Here is a 19,532-nt window from a genome sequence, read left to right as displayed (position 1 = left end):
CTCCTCATGTGCCGCGCGACGTCCGTGTCGCGGCGGATTTTCTGTACACGATGTAGTAGTCGTTTCGCAGCACTTCGTCGTAGGCGGATTGGAGCAGTGCGGCGTTGGCCTGCCAGTGTTTCGCGATCACTTCGCCGTCGGGACTGGGTGCGAGTCCGACAACCACCCATTCGTACGACGACGTGACAAAGGCGAGGTCCAGATTCCGCGTGTCGAAATTGAGTCCGGTGACAAGCGATCTCGTCGGGATGCCGCTGGGCTGCAGTATTCGATGCGACTGCCCCGAACCAGTGGCGCAGAACAGGACGCCTCCGCGGTACTGCGCGCGCAGATGTTCGGCCACGGCCGTTGCGTGCGGGGTTTGCATGTAATAGAATCCGCCTGCCGCATCGGCGACGGTCACCACGTTGCCTTTCTGCAAGGACATCTGCAGTCCCGCCGTGAGAGCAAACAGAATCGCCGCCGCCGTTACCAGAGCGCGTGTACCGCCGCCGCGGCCTTTCCACCACGCGCATGCCGTCGCAACGGCGAGCGACACAAACGGCGACGCGAGCAGCACGTATCGCGAGTTCCACCACTCGGTCATTTCCGCGACACCGCGGAACAGCGAAAGCAGCGTGAAGAAGGGCATCACCAGCAACAGCAGCGCGAGAGCGATACTGTGGGCGCGGCCGCGCGCGCGCAGCATCAGCACCGTGCCCGCGGCGGCGACGGCCAGGAAGCCGTACCCGAAAATGGCTGCGGCCGTCACACCGTAAATCGAAAGCACGTTGCGGAACTGCAGGTAATATTGGGCGCGGACGGGCCTGTGCGCGGCCTGCCACGCGGCCGAGTAGTACTCGGCATGATTGAAGTAGAACGCGTCGCCGAACTGCACGTGATTCCAAAGCAGCCAGAAGGCCGCGCCCGTCCACATAAGCAGCGACAGCGCGACCGAAACACCCGCGCGGGCGAGGGGTGCGCGGCGACGGAGGAGGACGACGAGTGTGAAGGCAAACAACACCGCGGTGAACATCCAGGCCTCGTACCGGCAGAGCGTGGCGGCAGCCGCGGAAAGCGACGCCAGAAGGAGTGGCAGCGCACGCCCGGCGCGCGGGCCGCGCAACCAGACCATCCATTGCTGCACCGAGGCGATAAAGAAGAACAGGGTGACCGTCTCGGTCATGGCCGTCATGCTGATGTACAGCATGTTGGGATTCAGCGCGAAAAACAGCGCGCCGATCGCCGCGGCGATCGGCTCGTCCGTGACATCGCGCAACAGACGGTACATGAGCACCGCGCTCCACCCGAGCAGCGGCATACACACAACAAACCCCGCGAGCCCGGTGCGGAACAGCGGATCAATCAGCGAGAACGGGAGGAAGAGCAACTGCGGCAACGGCAGCCACACGGAACCAATCCAGTGCAGGCCGGGGCTGGTGGAGTCGATGATCATGCGCGTCTGCACCAGACGCGAGTTGGCATCGCCGTAAAACTGGAAGAAATACGGCTCCACAAAAAGCGCAAGCAGCGCGATGCACGAGCCGAGTCCGACGGTAACGGCAAATATTATCCGGGGGAGACGGTCTGCGGATTCAGTGTGTGACATGGACGGGTATCAGACTCCGAAGAGGAGGAAATAGGTCAGTGTGCAGGCAAAACCGAATCGCAGCGTGCCGTGCAAGGCGGGATTATCGCGTTCGGCGCGGGCGGTCACGATGCCGACGGTGAAGCTGAAGACGATGGCCGCGGCGGCCATCAGCACTCCCTGCCAGATGTGCAGCGAGCCCGCAAATGCGCGGCCGAATCCCCACACCCATGTGTTTCCGAAGATGAAGAGGATATGCGCGACGTAAATGTGAATCGTCTTTTTGCTCAACAACGAATACGTGGGGGCCCAACGGCGGGTCAGATGGAAAAAGACCGAATACAGCGAGATGAGCATGAACGACAGCCCGATCTTCTCGCCGAAGATAAAAGGACTCGAGATGAAGAAGTCGTGTTTCGGGAGGAGGACGGGCGCGAAGAGTTCCACACCGAGCATGACCATCACAAGCGCAAACCCGAGTTCGACCATGCGGATGGTGAACTTCCAGCGGTTCGGATCACGCAGCAGATGCAGCACATACCCGCCCATGCCCGCACCCACGAGCATGAAGCCGGTATGCGGGAAAATCGAGAAGAAGCTCCCGCCTTTGTACGTCAGATAATGCGCAAAAAACGCGGGGATGTGCGCGAACCAGTCCACATTGTGCACCCAGGGAGTCACACCCGCGATGGTTATACCCGTACCGAGACAGAGGATCGCGAACGATTGGTCCGACCTCGTGATCCGCATGAACAAAACGACGATGAGCAGCGACACGCCGATGATGTTGAGCGTCCCGACATGGAGGAAGCGGCCCCATTCATCGGGTGTCAGGACGGCGAGGCCCCAGACCCTGCCGCTCGGAAACACCAGCATGTAATCGATGAGGATCAACATCAGGGCGCGCCTGATGCGCTTGCGCAGCACGCGCGGCAGCACGCGCCCCGCTTCGTCGCGGCGCAGGCCGACAAAATTGACCATGCCCGAGATGAGCAGGAAGGTGGGTGACGTGAGTCCGCGCAGCCAGGTGTATATCGTGCCCCAGAAGCCCTCGTACGGCGGGATCTCGGAGGGAATCACGAAGGTCCCGATCGCGTGCCCCTGTATCATCATGAACACGGCCGCCAGGCGCGCAAAATCGAGCACCGAATATCGGGCGGAACCGGGGGACGGGAGTGTTGTGGTTGTCGGGGAGGATTCACCCATGGGGCATCATCGTGCGGGCAACGGAAACACAAGATACGAGGAATTGTTGCCCTCCGCACCCTCCGCCGCCTAGAGCGATGCCTCGAGCACGAGCATCCCCTGATGGGTGTGGTAGTCGTGATACTCGTCCCGCGACTGGTTCCGCAGGTAGCGGTACGCGAGTCCCGCCGCGAAGCGCGTGCTGCCGTCCGCCGCGCGCGCGATAGGCAGCATCACCCGCGCCTCCAGGGTCCCGCGCGCATCGATGCGCTGCGGAAAGGCCTCGAGCGCTTCGCCTGCGAGTGTGGTGGCAGGACGCGGATAGATGCGCCTCTCGAAGCCCGCCTCGACAGTCACGGTGGTGGACCACGGTCCGCTGCTTTCGAGCAGACACAGCGCTTCGTCACCCTGATAGCCGTACACATCCTCGAACACGTCGTCTTCCGAGGCGCCGATGATGCCGCGCGGATCGAGATACCGCGCGGTATTCGAGGGATTGATGCGCCGCAGGTACGAAAGTGTCAGGCGTGTACCGGCGCCCGCGCTCCAGACGGTGCCGAGCCCGAGTGTGATCTGTGATGCGGAAGGCGTCGAGTATTGCGATATGATGGTCTTCTTCGGCTTCACTCCCCCCTTGCCCTTGCCGCTGTTCCCGTTGCTCAAAAAGACGGTGTCGCTCACCTTTTCGGTGTAAATCTTGTATCCGAGCGAGACCGATCCGAACAGCTCGAAGGCAGGTGCGAGCCGTGTGTTCAAGGTCACCACGCCCGCCTGTTCGACATGGGTGAATTGCGTGAAGGAAGGATAGGATTTGAATCCGGCCTCGTACTGAAGACGGCCCATGAGCGGACCCACGATATGACGACGCAGCGTGGCCGAAAGTGCAACCTTTCCAAAATCGTAGAACGCATACTCGGCTTTGTCGAATCGTCCGCTGACGGCGGGTTTGAGTATGAGGTACGTGACAAGACTGTCATTGAACGCGGGTTCGTCCGCCGGTGCAAACGCCATCCACTGTGGCGCGGGCCGGCCGCTGCGGACGTTCCTCGTCACAGTCCCGCTCGAGTCCGTGCCGGTTTCTTCGTCTCCTCCATCTTCCTCGTCGCCGGTATCGAGAGAGTCCTCGTCCTCGCCGGTCTCTTCATCCGAAGCGCCTTCATCGAGGGAATCGGCGGCGGCTTCATCGGAACTCTCCTCCTCCTCGTCGTCGCCGCGGTAATCGAGCTGCCACGACGAGTAGAGGCCGGCCATGTGCTGATGGTAGGTCCGCCCCGAGTACGTGCGGAAGGCCACGAGCGCGCCGTAGTAAAAGGCCTGATGGAACGAGTAGTCGGTGGAAAAATCGCGGGAGAGCGAGAGGAATACCTGATGATACACATCGGCGCGTTTGTCGCGGAACGAGAACGAATTGTCGTCGTAGGTGCTCATCGTCTGTATCGACGCGCCGTACTGCGCATACAGCGCGCCCGGAAGCAGCGCGCAGAATACCACCGCGGTGAGACACAGACGCCGAGTCATTTGCCACCTCCGCGCGGTGCCGGGGTGAAGCGGACCGTTTTCGCCCACGTGTGTTTCCGCCTTTTGATTTTGTCGAGATAGAACGCGCGCATCACCACGATGATCCAAAGCTGACAGTACGTCAGATACATCAGCCCGATGACGAACGTGGCACTGAAGGAATCCTCGCCATCGTAAGACAGGGCCAGCAGTATCTCCGCAAAAAAGAGCACCACGGCCACGCCCCAGACCAGCGAGTAGGGTCCGGGCAGGGTGATTGCCACGGTGTTGGTTGCGGCGAGAATGAACAGCGCGTCCGACACGAGTATGGCGATGAAGAAGACGTAGTAGAGCGCGAGCGAGTAGGCGATTTCGAGTCGCAGCTTCCGGCTGCGGATCGAGGAGCGCTGTTTGAAGAACTTCCGCGCGACGTAGTTGTTGCCCTGCACCCAGCGTGTACGCTGCCGCATCCATACTGCCCAGCTCTCCGGTTCCTGCTCCCAGGTCACGCTGTACGGGATGAACTTGATCTTCCACCCCTCGAGGTACATACGGATACTGAGTTCCGAATCCTCGGTGATGGCGTCCTCGTCCCACCCTTTCAGGCGCTCGATCACGGCGCGCCGAACCACAAAATTTGTTCCGGGCAGAGTCGCAATCTCGAGCATCTGCCAGCGCCCCGCCTGCAGTATCGACTGGAAGCTCAGCGTCTCGATGTTGATGAATCGTGTCAGCAGATTCCGCCGTTTGTTCACGGTGCGGAATTTGCCGAGCACCGCGCCGAGTTCCGGATGCAGAAGGAGCTGCGCGACGAGATAACGGAGCGCGTCGGGTTCCGGCGTGTTGTCGGCATCGTAGATTGCGATGACGTCGTGTTTCGCCACGCGCAGCGCCAGATTCAGCGCGCGCGATTTGCCCTTGCCGCCCTGCCCCGCGGGCACGGTGAAGGGAACGACGCGCGCGTCTCGCGCGGCGTACTCGGCCACAATCTCGCCGGTCCGGTCGGTCGAGCCGTCGTTGATGACGATGATTTCGAGCTTGTCGGCGGGATAGGCCAGCGCCAGCATCGCATCGAGCGTGTCGGCGATCACCACGTCCTCGTTGTGCGCAGGGATGAGAATGGAGACGGCGGGATAGTCGAACGACTGCGCGTCGACGTCGCGTTGCTCCTTGCGCGAGCGGATGTAATGGAAAAATCCGGCGAGTGTCAACACGAGCTGATACCCGATCATGAACCAGATCAGGATCACCGCCACAAGGAAGAGAATGCTCAGATCGAGGTCGAGAACGGATTCGAACATGATCACACCCCTCGTGGCACGGCGGATGCGCCGCGGCGCCGCGTGTATCGAACGATGAAGTAAAAGACGGCCATCACACAGACGGCCAGTGCGCCGAACACGACGATGAGTGACGACGACCAGATGCTGGTCAGGTCCACACCCCATGCGACGGTGCTCTGCGTCACGATGCGGACGGTATGGTCACCCGGAGGCAACACGATGGTGAACCGTCCGCTGCCCTTGCGCACCTCGAACGGCGTGGAACGACCGTCGACGAACAGATCCACCGGCGACTTGTTCAGCGAGGCATAACACCGTCCGCGCGCGCTGTAGAGGAACTCGACGCTGCGCTCGCCCTCGTCGATCGAGAGCAGCGTGCCCGTGAACGACAGGAGCGACGCGTGAAGCAGGTCGGAGGAAAAGAGGGTATTTCCCTCTTCTTCTGTGACAATTTCGTGTCTGCCTGCAGGCACAAGCAGCCGGCCGTCGTGCGCGGCGGTGCGCACCTTGCCGTCCATCAGCACGATGCGGCGGTTCCGCCCCAGCAGAAGCGTGGTTTCGACAGGCGACTCGATTCTGTATCCGGAGGGCAGGCGCGTCAGGCGGGCCGGACTCGCGGCGGCATTCGCGAGATAGGGCACGTCCTGCGGATTCACGCTGGATTCCGAGTAGAGTATGACCCGGTCGGCGCTGCGGCTTGCGATGGAGATGAGATGAAACGCCTCGGTGCCCGTCTGCAGCAGCGTGGGGAACATCGTGGGTGTCTCTGGCGACCGGAACGACAGGATGTTGAGATCGAGCGCGACATCCCTGCCGAGCAATGCGCGATAGCGGCGTCCGATCTCTTCGTAGCGGGAAGGATCCTCCGACCAGCGCGAGAGCGGGTCCTGCACATTCAACGTGAACGGATATTTCGCATGCAACGCCAGGATGCGTTCGATGTCCACACCCTGCGTACTCCGCAGCTCCGGCGAACCGAGATTGTCGTGCACCGTCAGCACAACATCGAAACCGCTGCGCGAGACGCGCAGTTTCGCGGCCAGCTCGAGCAGGCGTTCATGTACACGCACCATGACATCGACGCGGTAGTCCTCGAACTTCTTGAGGGCGCCCGGATTTTTTTTCCAGAAATACGGGCTCGCCGGATTCAGAAGAAGCGCCGGATCAAAACCGTGCAACGTGCGGAATTCGAGCCGCGCGGAGGGATGCATGGGTGTAAACGACTCGGGATCCGCGACGCCGCGCGGACCCGATTCGAAATACAACTCGGCAAAATTCACGCCGTCGAAATCCACCCGGTGCAGCAGCGTTTCGTACGAGCGCAGCATCGCGTCGAGGCAGCGTGGATCGGTGAGTGCAATCGGATAGCGCCACGAGGGCCGCGCGTCCTTGCCCGCCGCGTTTTTTTCGCGCCATTCCGGATGCTCGAGCCAGAATTTGTGGCTGATCTGCGGCGGCTCGAGCCAGGCGTACACGAGAATGCCGTTGTCGTGGCACAGGTCCACGAGTTTTGCGTAGTCGTACGTGTATTTCGGATACTCGTGCCAGCCGGCCGCGTGTACCGCGCGCACGCCCGCCGCCACCCATTGCTTCACGAGGTCCTCCGCGCTTATCGTGTTCCGGTACCCCGGATCGAAGAACACCTCGAGCGCGTCCCGGCGCAGCACGGGCATGAGTTCCAACGACCTGTGCATGTACTGCGCGAGGAAGGGGAAGCGGCTGTACCCCATGCCGCTGTTGGGATCGAAGCGGCATCCGAAATACAGGATGCGCCCGTCGCCGAAGGGCCTGCTGATGACAAGCGGCGCTTCCGACACCTCGTCTTGCGCCAGCACGTCGTCGTCGTCTCCCAGTTCGAACTTCGCGAAGGTCTCGGGCGTCTGCCAGTCGATCTGCTCTTCGGGGAAGAGGCGATCGCGCACTTTTTCCACGCGCAACACGGCGCCGGTAAACACGATGCCGAGTTCCTTGCTGAATTCCGTGCGCCCGTCGGTGATGCACCGGCCCCCTGCACGCACCCATTCGACGATGCGGCTGAATTCGCGATCCCGCATTGCATCGACGCAGCCATAGGGCACGACGACAAGATTGTGCCGCGCGAGGGAAAACTCCGCGCGCGCATGTAATGTGTCGAAGGGCACGCCAATCGCACCGAGAGCGTTCGCAAAACTCTGTTGATCGCGCAACGCTCCCCCGGTGGCCGCGGTGTCCCACACGATGGCGGCGCGCGCCTCGTCCCGCGTCGTGCGCGGGGGGAAGACGTACTCGACCAGGTCGCGCGCGGCGCGCTCGATGGACTCGAAAAAGCCCTGCTCACGCGCGCGGATCTCCGTCGGTGTGGCGACATAGGTTTCGCCGTCGCGCGTCTGAATGCGGCGCGACACGGCGCCGCTGCTCCGCTTCGGCTGCACTATCGTGCGCGCGATTTTCCCGTCGCGGGCGATGTAATACTCGCGCAGAAATTGATCGTGCAATTGCACGGTGGCCGTGCCCCTGCCGGTGAGGATGGCCTTGTCGCCCATCGAGACGAGGGCGTTCATGTCCTTGACGTCCACATAGGTGTAGCCGCGCTGTTTGACGCCGCGGACAAGCCGCTGCAGATTTTCGAGCGGCACGAAGGAATGATAGAAACACGAGGCCCAGCCGTCGCGCACCGCGAGATGGGCGTCGGCACCACGCAACACCCTGTCGACATTGGCCGACGAGACGCCCGCCGAATCGGGATCAAAGGGGATGAAGCCCAGGTTCTCGGGCAGAATGCGCTGGCCGAAGAGATCCCGCTGTATGAGATACGGGAAGAATTGGCTGTAGTCCTCGTTGTCGATCGCGAGCCGCTGCTCCATCGCCGTGCTGAAGATCGACGCCACGGCCTCGTAGGTTTTCAGCGATCCGGTGTAATGCGGGGTTTCCCATAAGACGGGATAGAACCCGTTCCGCACGAACTCCTCGAGTCCCAGCAGAATTTTCTTGCGATGACCGTCCACCGTCTCGCCCCGTATGGGGGCGTTTTTTGCGTCGTCCCAGAATTCATAATCGGCGGCCGTCACTCCCTTGTATTGATGCGTGCTGCCGTGCATCGCGATGGTGCCGCCGTTGCGCACCATGTACCGTAGCGCATCGGCAAAGTCGGGCTTGTCGGAAATGGACACACGCAAACCCTGGCCGGGGTCCACGAAGAATGGAACCACCGACACGATAAACGGCACGTGTTCGGCCGCCAGGATGTCGGCCACTGCGCGGAGGCGGTCCGGATCCTCGAGGGGATGCACGTCCTCAATGCGCAGCAGCGCGCGGTGTGATGTCGCGTGCGGCTGCCCGAGAATGTCGTGAAGGATGTCCGCGAAGAGGAGATAGCGGTCGGTCTCCGTCGCCGATGCAAAGGGCGAATCGGCGACATACCAGAAAGCGCCGCTGCGCAGTATGTACGGAATCGTGCTTCCACGTCCCGAGGCCGTCGCAAGCACGCTGCAGCGCGATGGATCGGTGACACGGCACACGGTGATGTTAGGTTCCTCCTTGGTGAAGGTCTGATTCCCCCGCCGCACCACCGAGTAGCCGGTGGACGTATCGACTGCGACCGGCATGAAGCCGTAACGCGACGGACTGGGCACAACACGATTGTACGCGATCATCCCCGTGTGCAGCCAGACGAGGGTGCGTGTGCGCGCGGCCGCGTCGCGCAGAAACGCCTCGGGCGCTTCGCAGCGGAGTGTAAAGCCGAGCCAAAACACGGCATCGTAGGCTTGCATCGCGCCAGGCTTGTAATCGGCTCCCGCCGTGATCGTGATGCGTGTGTCGAAATGCCCGAGCAGCGCGCCGAGCTGACGCGCGTCACCCTTGGCATAGTTGCTCGTCTGGTCGGCCCCCTCGTACACGATCAATACTGTACGGGCCGGCGCGGCGTGCAGCAGCGCCGGGATAAAAAGGCAGAGCAGAAGCAGCGCCAATTTGTGTGTCATGGCTTCAGGACGATGATGCGGCGGTAGGCGGTATTGCCGTTGTCGTGCATCGAGAGAAAATACAGCCCCGATCCGGGAAAGTCCGCATGAAAAATCGTGAGCACGGCTTCACCGTCCCCGTCGATCACCCGGGCCGATATGTCGGCCACCAGTCGCCCGGATGCATCCAGCACCCGCACGGACGGCGGCGAAGCGCCGCCTGCTCTCCGCGTGTACCTCATCGTCACACGTGCCATATCACGTACCGGATGCGGCACGGGTGCACCCAATACAATATCCGTCGCTCCGGCGGCTCCATCAGCAAGTGTCACCACCGGCGAGTATTCCCAGCGTCCGTCGGTGTCGATCATACGAAGGCGGTAGTTTCGCGTCGTTCCCGGTGTGTAGAGGGCGTTGTCGATCCATGTGTATGCGGTCCCCGCGCCCGCGCCGCGTGCAGGCACGTACCCTGCCACGTTCCACTGCCCGTCCGTGCGTCGCTGTACCTCGAAGCCGTCGGTGCCGCTTTCGCCGGACGTCCGCCAGTCGAGCCGCGCAAGACCATCGATCAACCGCGCGTCCAAATGTGTGAGGGTGACGGGCGTCGGGTAGGAGGAGTTGAACAGCACCTGTCCGTAGTCCCCCGCGATTCGCAGCACACCGCCGGCCATCGTTGCGCCGTACAGCGCATACATTGCGTGGCTGATGTCGGGCGTCCAGGTGAGTCCGGCGTCGCTCGAGTGCAATACGATGCCGCTGTCGCCCACCGCGGCCAGATCCGACGATGATGTCTGCACGACGCGGTACAGCGCCGCTGTCACGTTCGATGGCGCGTCGTCCCATGTCTGTCCGTCGTCGGTGGTGTAGAGGATGGTGCCCATGTCCCCGACCACCCAGCCGTTGCTTCCCGAGAGTGTGACGCTGAACAGTGCGTCCTGCGTGAAACTCGTCTGCCTCTGCCAGGTCGCGCCGCCGTTGCTGGTGTGAAGGATCAGTCCGCCTGCGCCCACGACGCTGCCCGTCGAGGCATCGAGCATATCGATGGCGTAGAGCGCATCGAGTGTGCCGCTCGCGACGCCGCTCCACGACGCGCCGCCGTTGGTGGTGCGCAGGATGCGGCCCGACAGGCCCACGGCGAAACCGTTTTGCGCGTCGATGAAGTCGAGGCCATTGAGTGTCACCGAGGTCCCGCTTGTCTGCGCCGTCCACGACGCGCCGCCGTTGCTGCTGTGCAGCATCGTTCCCGCATTGCCGCAGGCCCACACATGCTGCGCGTCGGACGCGCTGACGGCGTACAGTGCCGACGAGGTGCCGCTGTTCACGCCGTTCCACGTGCTACCGCCGTCGGTCGTGCGCAACACCGCGCCGCCGTCACCCACCGCCCACGCGGCGCTTCCGTCGGCGGCTGTAATGGCGTTGATGGTGCTGCGTGTGCCCGCGAGCAGATTCGAAAAGTTCTGGCCGTTGGTCGAACGCAGCAGATCACCAAAGACACCCGCGGTAATCACGGCGGTGCCCGAAAGACCGAGCCCTTCGAGACCCCACTGCGTTCCCGAGGTCAGGGCGCTCCACGCCAGTCCGCCATTGGTGCTGCGCAGCAGCGTGCCCGCTTCGCCGCAGGCATATCCGATATTCTGATCCGCAAACACAACTTTATTGACATCTTGCGATGTCGGGACACCCGCAATACGCGTCCATGTGGTTCCCCCGTTTGTTGTTCGCAGTATGGTGCCGCCTGTGCCGGCCGCCCATCCGCGGCTCGCATCGAGGAAGAAGACGCCGATGAGATCGAATCCGGTGCCCATCACCGACTGCGTGGTCCAGGTCGTGCCGCCATTGGTTGTCTTCCGGATGGTCTTGGACGCCCCCACGGTCCAGCCGGTGCTGGTATCGATGAACATGACGTCGTTGAGATTCGCAGTCGCGGCGCTGTTCTGGCTGCTCCACGTCGCTCCGCCGTTGCGTGTGACGTACACCATGCCCGCATCACCCACCGCCCAGGCATGATCCGCGTCCGGCGCGGAGACCTGGTTAAAACCCGCGCCGGTGGACGCGCTTTGCGGCGACCAGCTCGCTCCGCCGTCGGCGCTGTGCAGTATCGTGCCGTAGTCACCCACTGCCCACGCGTGCTGCGACGACGTAAGCGCGACGCCGCGAAGAAAGTGATTCGTACCGCTTTCAACAAAACTCCATGTCGCGCCGTTGTCCCCGCTGCGCAGTATGCTCCCCGCCGCGCCGACGGCCAGACCTTCCGCGGCGCCCGGAGCGAAGGACAGATTCCAGAGGTCGTTGCCTTGCGGCAGCGGATGCTGCCAGGCCCACTGAGCATGTGCCGTTGCGTACAAGGCACACAGCATCGATACACCGGCGGCCAGCATCAGCAGGCGGCGGCCGCTGTATCGCGTTTCAACGAGTGGTTCTCTCTGAGCTTCTGACGGCCAATGAAGTTTCGTGTATGTCACAAGTGTCTCCGTGCCGTGTCGTTGTGGTCGTGAGGGGTATTCAAAGTAGGATGCGAGCGCCGGACCGAGGATTCGTGCCGGTGTGTCACCGAAGAGCCATGATGGTTCTGGAGACAACGCGTCTGCCGATTCGTACAACAAGGACATACGTGCCTGCGGCGGGGAGCAGAGAGCGGTGCAAAAGAAGCTCGCCGCGTCCCGTGTCGTCGGCTATGGCGCGTGCAAGCTCGGCATCGGCATTGGCCACCTCGCGCCCAAGCAGGTCGTACACACGCAGCGTGCCACCAGAGCCGGGAGTAATGCCGTGAAGCGGAACGCGGGTCTCGCCCGTAAAGGGATTCGGGTAATTCGCACCGATCGACAGGGCGGTCGGTTGCGCTGCGCCGTGCATGGCGCTGGTCCCATTCCCGAGGCGCAGCATGGTGCCGAAGTCGCCGGAAATCATGCCTGTTTCCGCGTCGGGAAAATGGACGCAGTAGAGACTTGCCGCCGCGGGGGAATAGACACGATTCCATGTCACGCCTGCATCGGGACTCGTGAGGATGATGCCGCTGTCGCCAACAGCCCAGAGCGCCGCGCGCGACGGTGCGGCGACCACGTACAACGAGGCGCCAACACCCGAGGTCTGCCGGCTCCATGTCGCTCCGCCGTCGCTGGTGTGCACGATTGTACCTTCGTCACCACACGCCCATCCTTCGTCGGGATCGACGAAGCGCGTCCAGTACAGCGTCTGTTGTGTGCCCGTGTTTCCGCGCGTCCAGGTGGCTCCCCCGTCGGAGCTGCGGAGTGTTATGCCCGCTTCACCCACGGCCACGACCCGCTCGCGCGAGATGGCGTGCAGGCCGTACAGGTATTCCTGCCTCCCGGTGTTCTGGCGCGACCAACTTCGTCCGCCGTCGTCGCTGCGCAACACGAGTCCGAGTTCTCCCACGGCCCAGCCGCGCGCGCTGTCGGCAAAGTCGACTGCGAGCAGGATGTTGGTGAACGCGTTCGGTTGTTGTATCCAATGTGCTCCGCCGTCGGACGTCCGCAGTATCACACCGCTTTCGCCCACTGTCACCGCCTGATCGGCGCCGAGGGCAAAACCGCCGAAGAGTGAATTGCCCACGGGAGGCGCCTGCACTGTCCAGTGCGCCCCGCCGTCCGCCGTGTGTACCACCACGCCGTCCTCACCGAAGCCCCAACCGCGCTGCGCATCGATGAAGCTCGTCCAGTTCAGACTTTTTCTCGTGCCTGTGCTTGTATCCACCCACAGCGCGCCGCCGTCGCTGCTGCGAAGCAGATGCCCCAGATCTCCCACCGCGAAGTACAGCGTTCCGAGACCACACACGGCCTCGAGAACCTCGTCGCCGAGTCCGGATGCAACCGTCGTCCACTGCGCTCCCGCGTTTGTGGTGTGCAGCAGTATGCCGCCGTCGCAGACCGCCCAGAGTTCGGCGTCCGTTGCCGCGTGAAGGTCGTTCACGTTTCGGGCGGTGGGGACGGATTGCTGATCCCAGCGCGCGCCGCCTGTGTTTGTCGTGTACACCGTTCCGCCGCTGCCGCATACCCACGCGGCGCCTGAACCAGTCACCGACACCGCGAAAAGATCCGGACTCCTTGGTATTTTTTTCAGCACCCAGCTCGCGCCGCCGTCGCTGCTGCGCAGCACGGTGCCCGCGGCCCCGACGATGTATCCGTCGCCGGCATTCACAAACTGCACCGCGTTCAGGGAGACCGACACACCGGACGTCTGCCGCGTCCAGTTCGCGCCGCCGTCGGAGGTGTGCAGCACGATCCCGTTGTCGCCGCAGATCCAGCCGCGCTGCGCGTCGATGAAACAGACGGCGTTATACCCGTCCGTCGCACCTGTCGACAATTCTCTCCATTCCGTTCCGCCGTTTGTCGTGCGCAGACACGCGCCGTTATCACCCACCGCAAAGGCGGTGACGGCGTCCACCGCGCTGAGACCCAGCAGATTGTCGGTCAGGCCGTCCATCTCATGGAGCCAGTTCGAACCGCCGTCAAAACTGTGGAGGATCGTGCCGTTGTGACCCACGATCCAGATCGACTGTGGATCCGGCATCGCCACGGCTGTCAGGGTGTTGCCCGTGGGGGACGGCGAGGACCAGCGCCAGCGGGTCGGTGCCTGTGTCGTGCCTTGAACATGGATCTGTGCGTGCATGTGTCCGGCACACACGAGCACAGCGAGGATGGTGATACGGACTTTATTCATGGAGGATCGACTTCGGCGTTTTTGGGAAAGTTACACGTTCCCGCCGAACTTTCGATCCGTTTGGGCCGGATTCTTGAAAAATGTGCAGGCGCCCTGAATCGGCCACAGACCTCAGGCGGTCTTCACCACTACCAATGTCATGTCGTCGTGCTGCACCGCCTCGCCTTTGAAGCGCATCGCCTCGGCCACAATCGAATCCTGCAGGGATGCCGCGTCGATCTCCGACGCCGACCGTACGTGTGCGCGGAGGCGGTCCTCGCCGAATTCCTGCCTCGACGCGTCCATCATTTCGGTCAGGCCGTCGCTGTACAACACGAACACGGTGCCCGGTTCGTAGCGCAGCTCCAGTTCCTGCAATTGGCTGTCGAACAGCTCGCCCTTCTCGAGACCCATGCCGATGCCGTCGGCATCGACGTAGCGCGCCTCGCCGTTGTGCGCGAGCAGAGGCAGCGTATGTCCCGCGCGGCAAATCCGCACCGTGCGTGTGGCGGGATCGAACAGGGCGAGGATCATGGTGATGAAGGAATTTTTCTCCATGCCCTCGACCATGCGCCTGTTCACCTGCGTGAGGATTTCGCGAGGCGAACCGTGCATCTGCGCGGCGAGCTGTATCATGCCCTGCACCTTCGACATGTACAGGGCCGCGGGCATCCCCTTGCCCGAGACGTCGCCGATCGCGACAAGCATCTGTGTGCCGTTCACCGGGATGAAGTCGAAATAGTCGCCGCCGACCGACTGCGCGGGGAGCGAGATTCCGCTGATGTCGAGTCCGTCGATACGCGGACGCGACTTGGGCAGCAGCCCTTCCTGTATGCGGCGCGCGAGCAGGAGCTGATGCTCCATCTTCTGCTTCTCGATCTCGCTCAGGTGCAGGCGCGCGTTCTCGATTGCGATGGCGGCCTGGCTCGCGACAGTGGCGAGCAGATCCGCGTCCTCCTGCGAATAGAGCTTGCCGGATTTTTTTGCGCCGACATGTATCACGCCTATCAGTCGCTGCTGTATCAGCAGAGGCACGCTGAGCATGACGCCGGCGTCCACCAGCGCCCGTTTCTCGGCCGCGGGCAGCGCCAGCGCCTCGAGTTCCTCGGCGCGCAGCGCAAACGACTGCGCGGCGCGTGTGGCAAGGAAATGTGCGGGCAGACCGCTGTCCTTTTTTTCGGCGGGCAGGGCGTCCTCGGCAAATCCGCGCGTCACAATTCCGCACCCCGTGCTGTCTTCGCAGATCACCACGGCGACCTTCTCGATGTGCATGGTCGACGAGATGCGCGAGACGATCAGTTCAAGTATCTGCTCGAGATTTATCATGCTCGGCAGTTCGCTACTGAATTCGAGCAGTGCGCGCTGGTAGTTGTAGCGCTCTTGATAGAAAATCCTGTCCACCCATTCCTGCACACGCCGTTTCACGGGATCGAACAGAAAGGCGATCACCAGAAACGCGACGACGGCGAGAATCTGATTTTCCTCGCGTCCGATGATAAAACCGACGATGCTGCCGAAGCCGAATACCACCAGCACGTACACACCCGCGATGGCCGCCGTGATGATGCCGTAGATGATGCTGCGTTTCACGACAAAACCGACGTCCATCAATCGTGATCGGATGATGGCGTACCCGAACGCGGGAGGCACACCGGCCATCAGCACGACCGGGATCAACAGCTCGGGATTAAAGTACGCGGCAAAAGGGTGCAGCGTCGAAAGGATGAGCAGGTACATCACGGCCGCGACACCGATAAGCACGGCCTGCACGATGGGCCTCAACGGCGGCCGCTCCTCTTTCGGGATGTGCCGGAAGTAGCTGTGCGCGAATATCACGAGTCCCGCGATGTAGAATCCGTTCAGGGCCGTCAATCCGTACCCGACAAGCCGGTACGGAACCATGCTGCCGGAAAACACCTGGTACAGCAGCGGCGCGCTGCACAGCAGGGCGCCTGCGTAGAGAAGCGGGAGCAGCCACTTCCTGTCGGCGATGCGTCGGCGAATGGGGAAACGCAGGAAAAAATGCACAAAGACCGGCGGCGCCAGCACGCGCGAGAGCATAAAGCCATAGCCGAGCAGGAAAATTTTCCAGCGCGGATCCACGGCAGGATCGGGACTCACGTTCACGAGTCCGAAATAGAGCATCGACAGAATGCCGTAGCGGCCGAACTGCCGCTGCAACCGTCCTTCGGGTTTGAGATAGACCACGAACAGGCCGACGACCAGAAAGCCGAGACCGAGCAGGAAAAAACCAATGTAGGGAAACTCGATGAGTTTGATGATCTCGATCTTCGTCTCGAAAGTGCGGCCGTCGCGCTCCACCCTGTACGTCGCGTACTCACCCGGCGCGTGACGATTGATCAGCATGTTCGGATCGCGCACCGACATCACGGGCACGCCGTCGATGGCGAGCAGCCAGTCGCCGTTGCGCAGCCCCGCGCGGTCGGCCACTCCGTCGGGCACGATGTCGGTGATCAGAAGACGGCCCGGCCGGTCCTCGATCGGCAGCCACGCGCACTGGTCGTTGGTCCGCACCTTCAACACCATGACGTCGGCAAAATTGATGGAACACGTCGCCAGCACTCCGAGTGCAAAAACCGTGTACAGAATTCGTATCTGCCGCGGAGACAGTCTGTCGAACGGATTTTTCATATGCGCGTCTGAAAGCTACACGGGCGAGGAAAGGAAACGGATGTGTGACACGGTCCGCCTGGAAGGAGAAACATTGTTGTGCGAGGGAAAATACAAAAAGTTTCACCCGTCCTGTCAGGGGAGAATCCCGTCGCTGTTCGCGATTCTCTGCATGGACTGCTACCTTTGTCACGAACCGTCCTTCGCGCGCAGCCGCGCGCAATCACCGTGGAGCGTTCAGAATCGTATGAAAACCGCGCGTTCCCTGCTGTTGCCGCTCTGTATTCTCGCTGCGGCCCTGGCGATTATCGTCTGGCTGTATCCCGTTGCACATCCGTTCGGAGGTCTCGTCGCACCCGTTCCGCGTGGCCGGATCGAGTCCGAGGCGCTCGCTCTGCTGCGCGAGGCGGCGGGCAACGAGCGGACGCCGGGAGTTGTGATCGCTCAACTGTCGCGTGATGCGGACGCGCTGCGCGCGGCGCACGCCAAGACCGGCATCGAGGAGGCCAATCGCGCGGCGCGCACAGGATTCCCGATGTACCGATGGACGGTGCGATTCACCGCGCTGAGCGACGTCCGCATCAGCACGCGCGGCATGAACGACGACGAGCGCGCGTTTCGGCGCGCGTCGCGCATCGTGACCGGCGATGCGCAGGTGCGATTTGATGTGTGGGGACGGCTGCTTCATCTCGCCACGCCTCTCAGTGACAGCACCTCCTTTCATCCGACCGCGCGCCGTGTAGCGGCGGAACAGGCGCGGTCTTTTCTCGAGAAGCGCTGCATCCTCGAAGGCATGGATGCCTCGGTACCGCCCATAACCACTCGCGAGCTGCTGCGCGACGCCTTCGAGCGGTCGCTCCAGCCCGTGGGCGACACCGCCCTCGCGGCGCTGCACGTGTTTCAATGCGTCGTGTGGTCGGATATTCTGGCCGACAGCGCGCGGTTCTCCGTCACGGTGCAGGACAATGCCGTGACGCGCTACGAGATGAGTCACGGCGTGCCGCCCGATTCGGAAGAAATCCCGTGGATGCGTCTCGTCTCGAACGTATTGCTTTTCGGACTCGTGATCGTCGCGATGATCGTGGTGTTCCTGCGCCGCATCCGCGCCTACGAAATCGGCTGGCGGAGGGCATTGGTGCTCGGTATTCTCGGCGCCGTCTGCTTCATCACCACACTGGTGTTGCAGATGGAAGGACAGCAGACCTGGGAGCTGTTGGTGGCGCTGCTCGTAGCCCCGACCTTTTTCGGCGCGGCGGTGGTGTTTGTCTGGGCCGTCGGTGAAACGGTGTCGCGGGAAGGCGGCTCCAACAGATTCTTCGCCTTCGATCTGCTTGGGAAAGGCCATGTATTACACTCCGAAATCGGGCGCGCCATACTGGCCGGCATTGCGGGGGGCGCATCGGCCTTCGCCGCGTGGCTGCTGGTCGCACGTATCATCGCCGCGGTGTCGGATCTGTCACTCATGCCCGGCGATGGATCTCTCGAGACCGCCTTCTCCTCGTCGCTGCCCGGCGTTCTGATCTTCGCCCGCGAGGTGCAGGGCGCGCTGTTCCTCACCGCGGCCATTTTCCTCTTCCTGCTTCCGATCATCGAGAAGCGCATTCACTCCCGCGCGCTTCTTGTTGCTATCGGCGCCCTCGCGTACGCAGTGGCGGTGCAGAAGAACACCGAACCGTTTGCCGCGGGACTGCTGATCGATGCGGCCGCCGGCGCCGTGTTTTCGTACATCGCCCTTCGACGCGGCGTACTTGCGGTGCTGCTCGCGCTCGTGTGCAGCGGCGTGCTCGAGTCGGGAACCGCGCTGTTCGGCATGCACAGCGCGGGACATCTCGGGTGGGCATGGGGACTGGCCGCCGCCGGAGTCGCCGCCTGCGTACTCGCCGCCACGGCGCTGCTGCTGCGCGACAGCGATGTGAGGCCCGACGACATCGCCCCATCCTTCGCCGCGCGTATCACGGAACGGCAGCGGCTGAAACGCGAACTCGACGTGGCCCGCGACGTGCAGATGAGTTTTCTGCCGAAGGAAGGTCCGGCACTGCCCGGGTATGTCATCGCCGCTCGCTGCCTCCCGGCCTACGAAGTGGGCGGCGATTATTACGACTTTGTCGATCTTGGGCGCGGCCGCCTCGGTGTCGCCATCGGCGACGTGTCGGGCAAGGGCACGCAGGCCGCCTTTTACATGACGCTCACAAAGGGTTTCCTCCGCGCTCTCGCACACAGATGTTCCTCGCCCGCCGATGTGCTGCGCGAAATGAACGGCCTGTTCCAGCACAATGTCGAACGCGGCCATTTTGTGAGCATGGTCTATGCGGTGTTCGACCGTGAACATGGCACCGTGACACTCGCGCGCGCGGGCCACAATCCGGTGGTGCATATACGCGCCGACGAAACGGTGCTGCTGCGCCCGCGCGGATCCGCACTGGGCCTGCACGGCAGCGACATGGAGATCGAGGACCTGGTGCTCCCCTTCACGCCGGGCGACACGTTTGTCTTTTACACGGACGGTTTTACGGAGGCCATGACTCGCGCGCGCGAGGAATTCGGCGACGATCGCTTCCTCGAGGCCATCGGCAGGCATCCGCACGACGATCCGCACACACTGCTCACCGCGCTCGTTTCCGAGGTGCGGGAATTTGTGGGTCGCGCGGCGCAACACGACGACATGACCATGGTGGTGGTGCATCTCGACGCCGTAGAACGTGTGGAAGATGTGCGGACTTCCCCGGGCTCCATCCCCTGAACGGACAACGCGCCCTCGTGAGGCGCGTCGTCCGG

The 19,532-nt window shown here is 62.7% G+C and carries 9 protein-coding genes; 1 reads left to right on the top strand and 8 read right to left on the bottom strand.

Features of this window, described 5'->3' with window-relative positions; translation table 11 throughout:
- Positions 1–4: 4 nt before the first annotated feature.
- From HY962_14605 to HY962_14570, 8 genes are all read right to left on the bottom strand, one after another.
- On the bottom strand, positions 5–1,588 hold the full coding sequence (locus HY962_14605) for a hypothetical protein (GenBank protein MBI5648160.1): 1,584 nt from the start codon (positions 1,586–1,588) through the stop codon (positions 5–7).
- Between the two features lie 9 nt (positions 1,589–1,597).
- On the bottom strand, positions 1,598–2,773 hold the full coding sequence (locus HY962_14600) for a hypothetical protein (GenBank protein MBI5648159.1): 1,176 nt from the start codon (positions 2,771–2,773) through the stop codon (positions 1,598–1,600).
- Positions 2,774–2,842: 69 nt separating this feature from the next.
- Entirely contained in the window at positions 2,843–4,270 is a 1,428-nt protein-coding gene (locus HY962_14595) for a hypothetical protein (GenBank protein ID MBI5648158.1), read from the bottom strand.
- The gene (locus HY962_14590) at positions 4,267–5,550 is read right to left on the bottom strand and encodes a glycosyltransferase family 2 protein (protein MBI5648157.1); all 1,284 of its coding nucleotides are present in this window, start codon (positions 5,548–5,550) and stop codon (positions 4,267–4,269) included. The genes HY962_14595 and HY962_14590 overlap by 4 nt, the downstream gene beginning before the upstream one ends.
- Positions 5,551–5,552: 2 nt before the next feature.
- Positions 5,553–9,491, bottom strand: a complete 3,939-nt coding sequence (locus tag HY962_14585; protein MBI5648156.1) for a DUF2334 domain-containing protein — start codon at positions 9,489–9,491, stop codon at positions 5,553–5,555.
- Positions 9,488–11,932, bottom strand: coding sequence for a hypothetical protein (locus HY962_14580; protein MBI5648155.1), 2,445 nt, complete (start codon positions 11,930–11,932; stop codon positions 9,488–9,490). Before HY962_14580 ends, HY962_14585 begins: the two co-directional genes overlap by 4 nt.
- 85 nt (positions 11,933–12,017) lie before the next feature.
- A complete protein-coding gene (locus tag HY962_14575) occupies positions 12,018–14,147 on the bottom strand; it encodes a hypothetical protein (protein MBI5648154.1) in 2,130 nt (709 codons plus the stop codon).
- 111 nt (positions 14,148–14,258) lie between these two features.
- Positions 14,259–16,778, bottom strand: a complete 2,520-nt coding sequence (locus HY962_14570) for a SpoIIE family protein phosphatase (protein MBI5648153.1) — start codon at positions 16,776–16,778, stop codon at positions 14,259–14,261.
- A 226-nt stretch (positions 16,779–17,004) separates the two neighbouring features.
- On the opposite strand from HY962_14570, the gene HY962_14565 reads away from it, so the two are divergent.
- Positions 17,005–19,497, top strand: a complete 2,493-nt coding sequence (locus HY962_14565) for a PP2C family protein-serine/threonine phosphatase (protein MBI5648152.1) — start codon at positions 17,005–17,007, stop codon at positions 19,495–19,497.
- Positions 19,498–19,532: the final 35 nt, after the last annotated feature.

The sequence above is a fragment of the Ignavibacteriota bacterium genome (assembly GCA_016218045.1).
Taxonomy (GTDB): Bacteria; Bacteroidota; Ignavibacteria; order SZUA-365; family SZUA-365; genus JACRFB01.
Note: the sequence above shows the minus strand (reverse complement) of the source record. Positions and strands in the feature narration are given on the sequence as shown.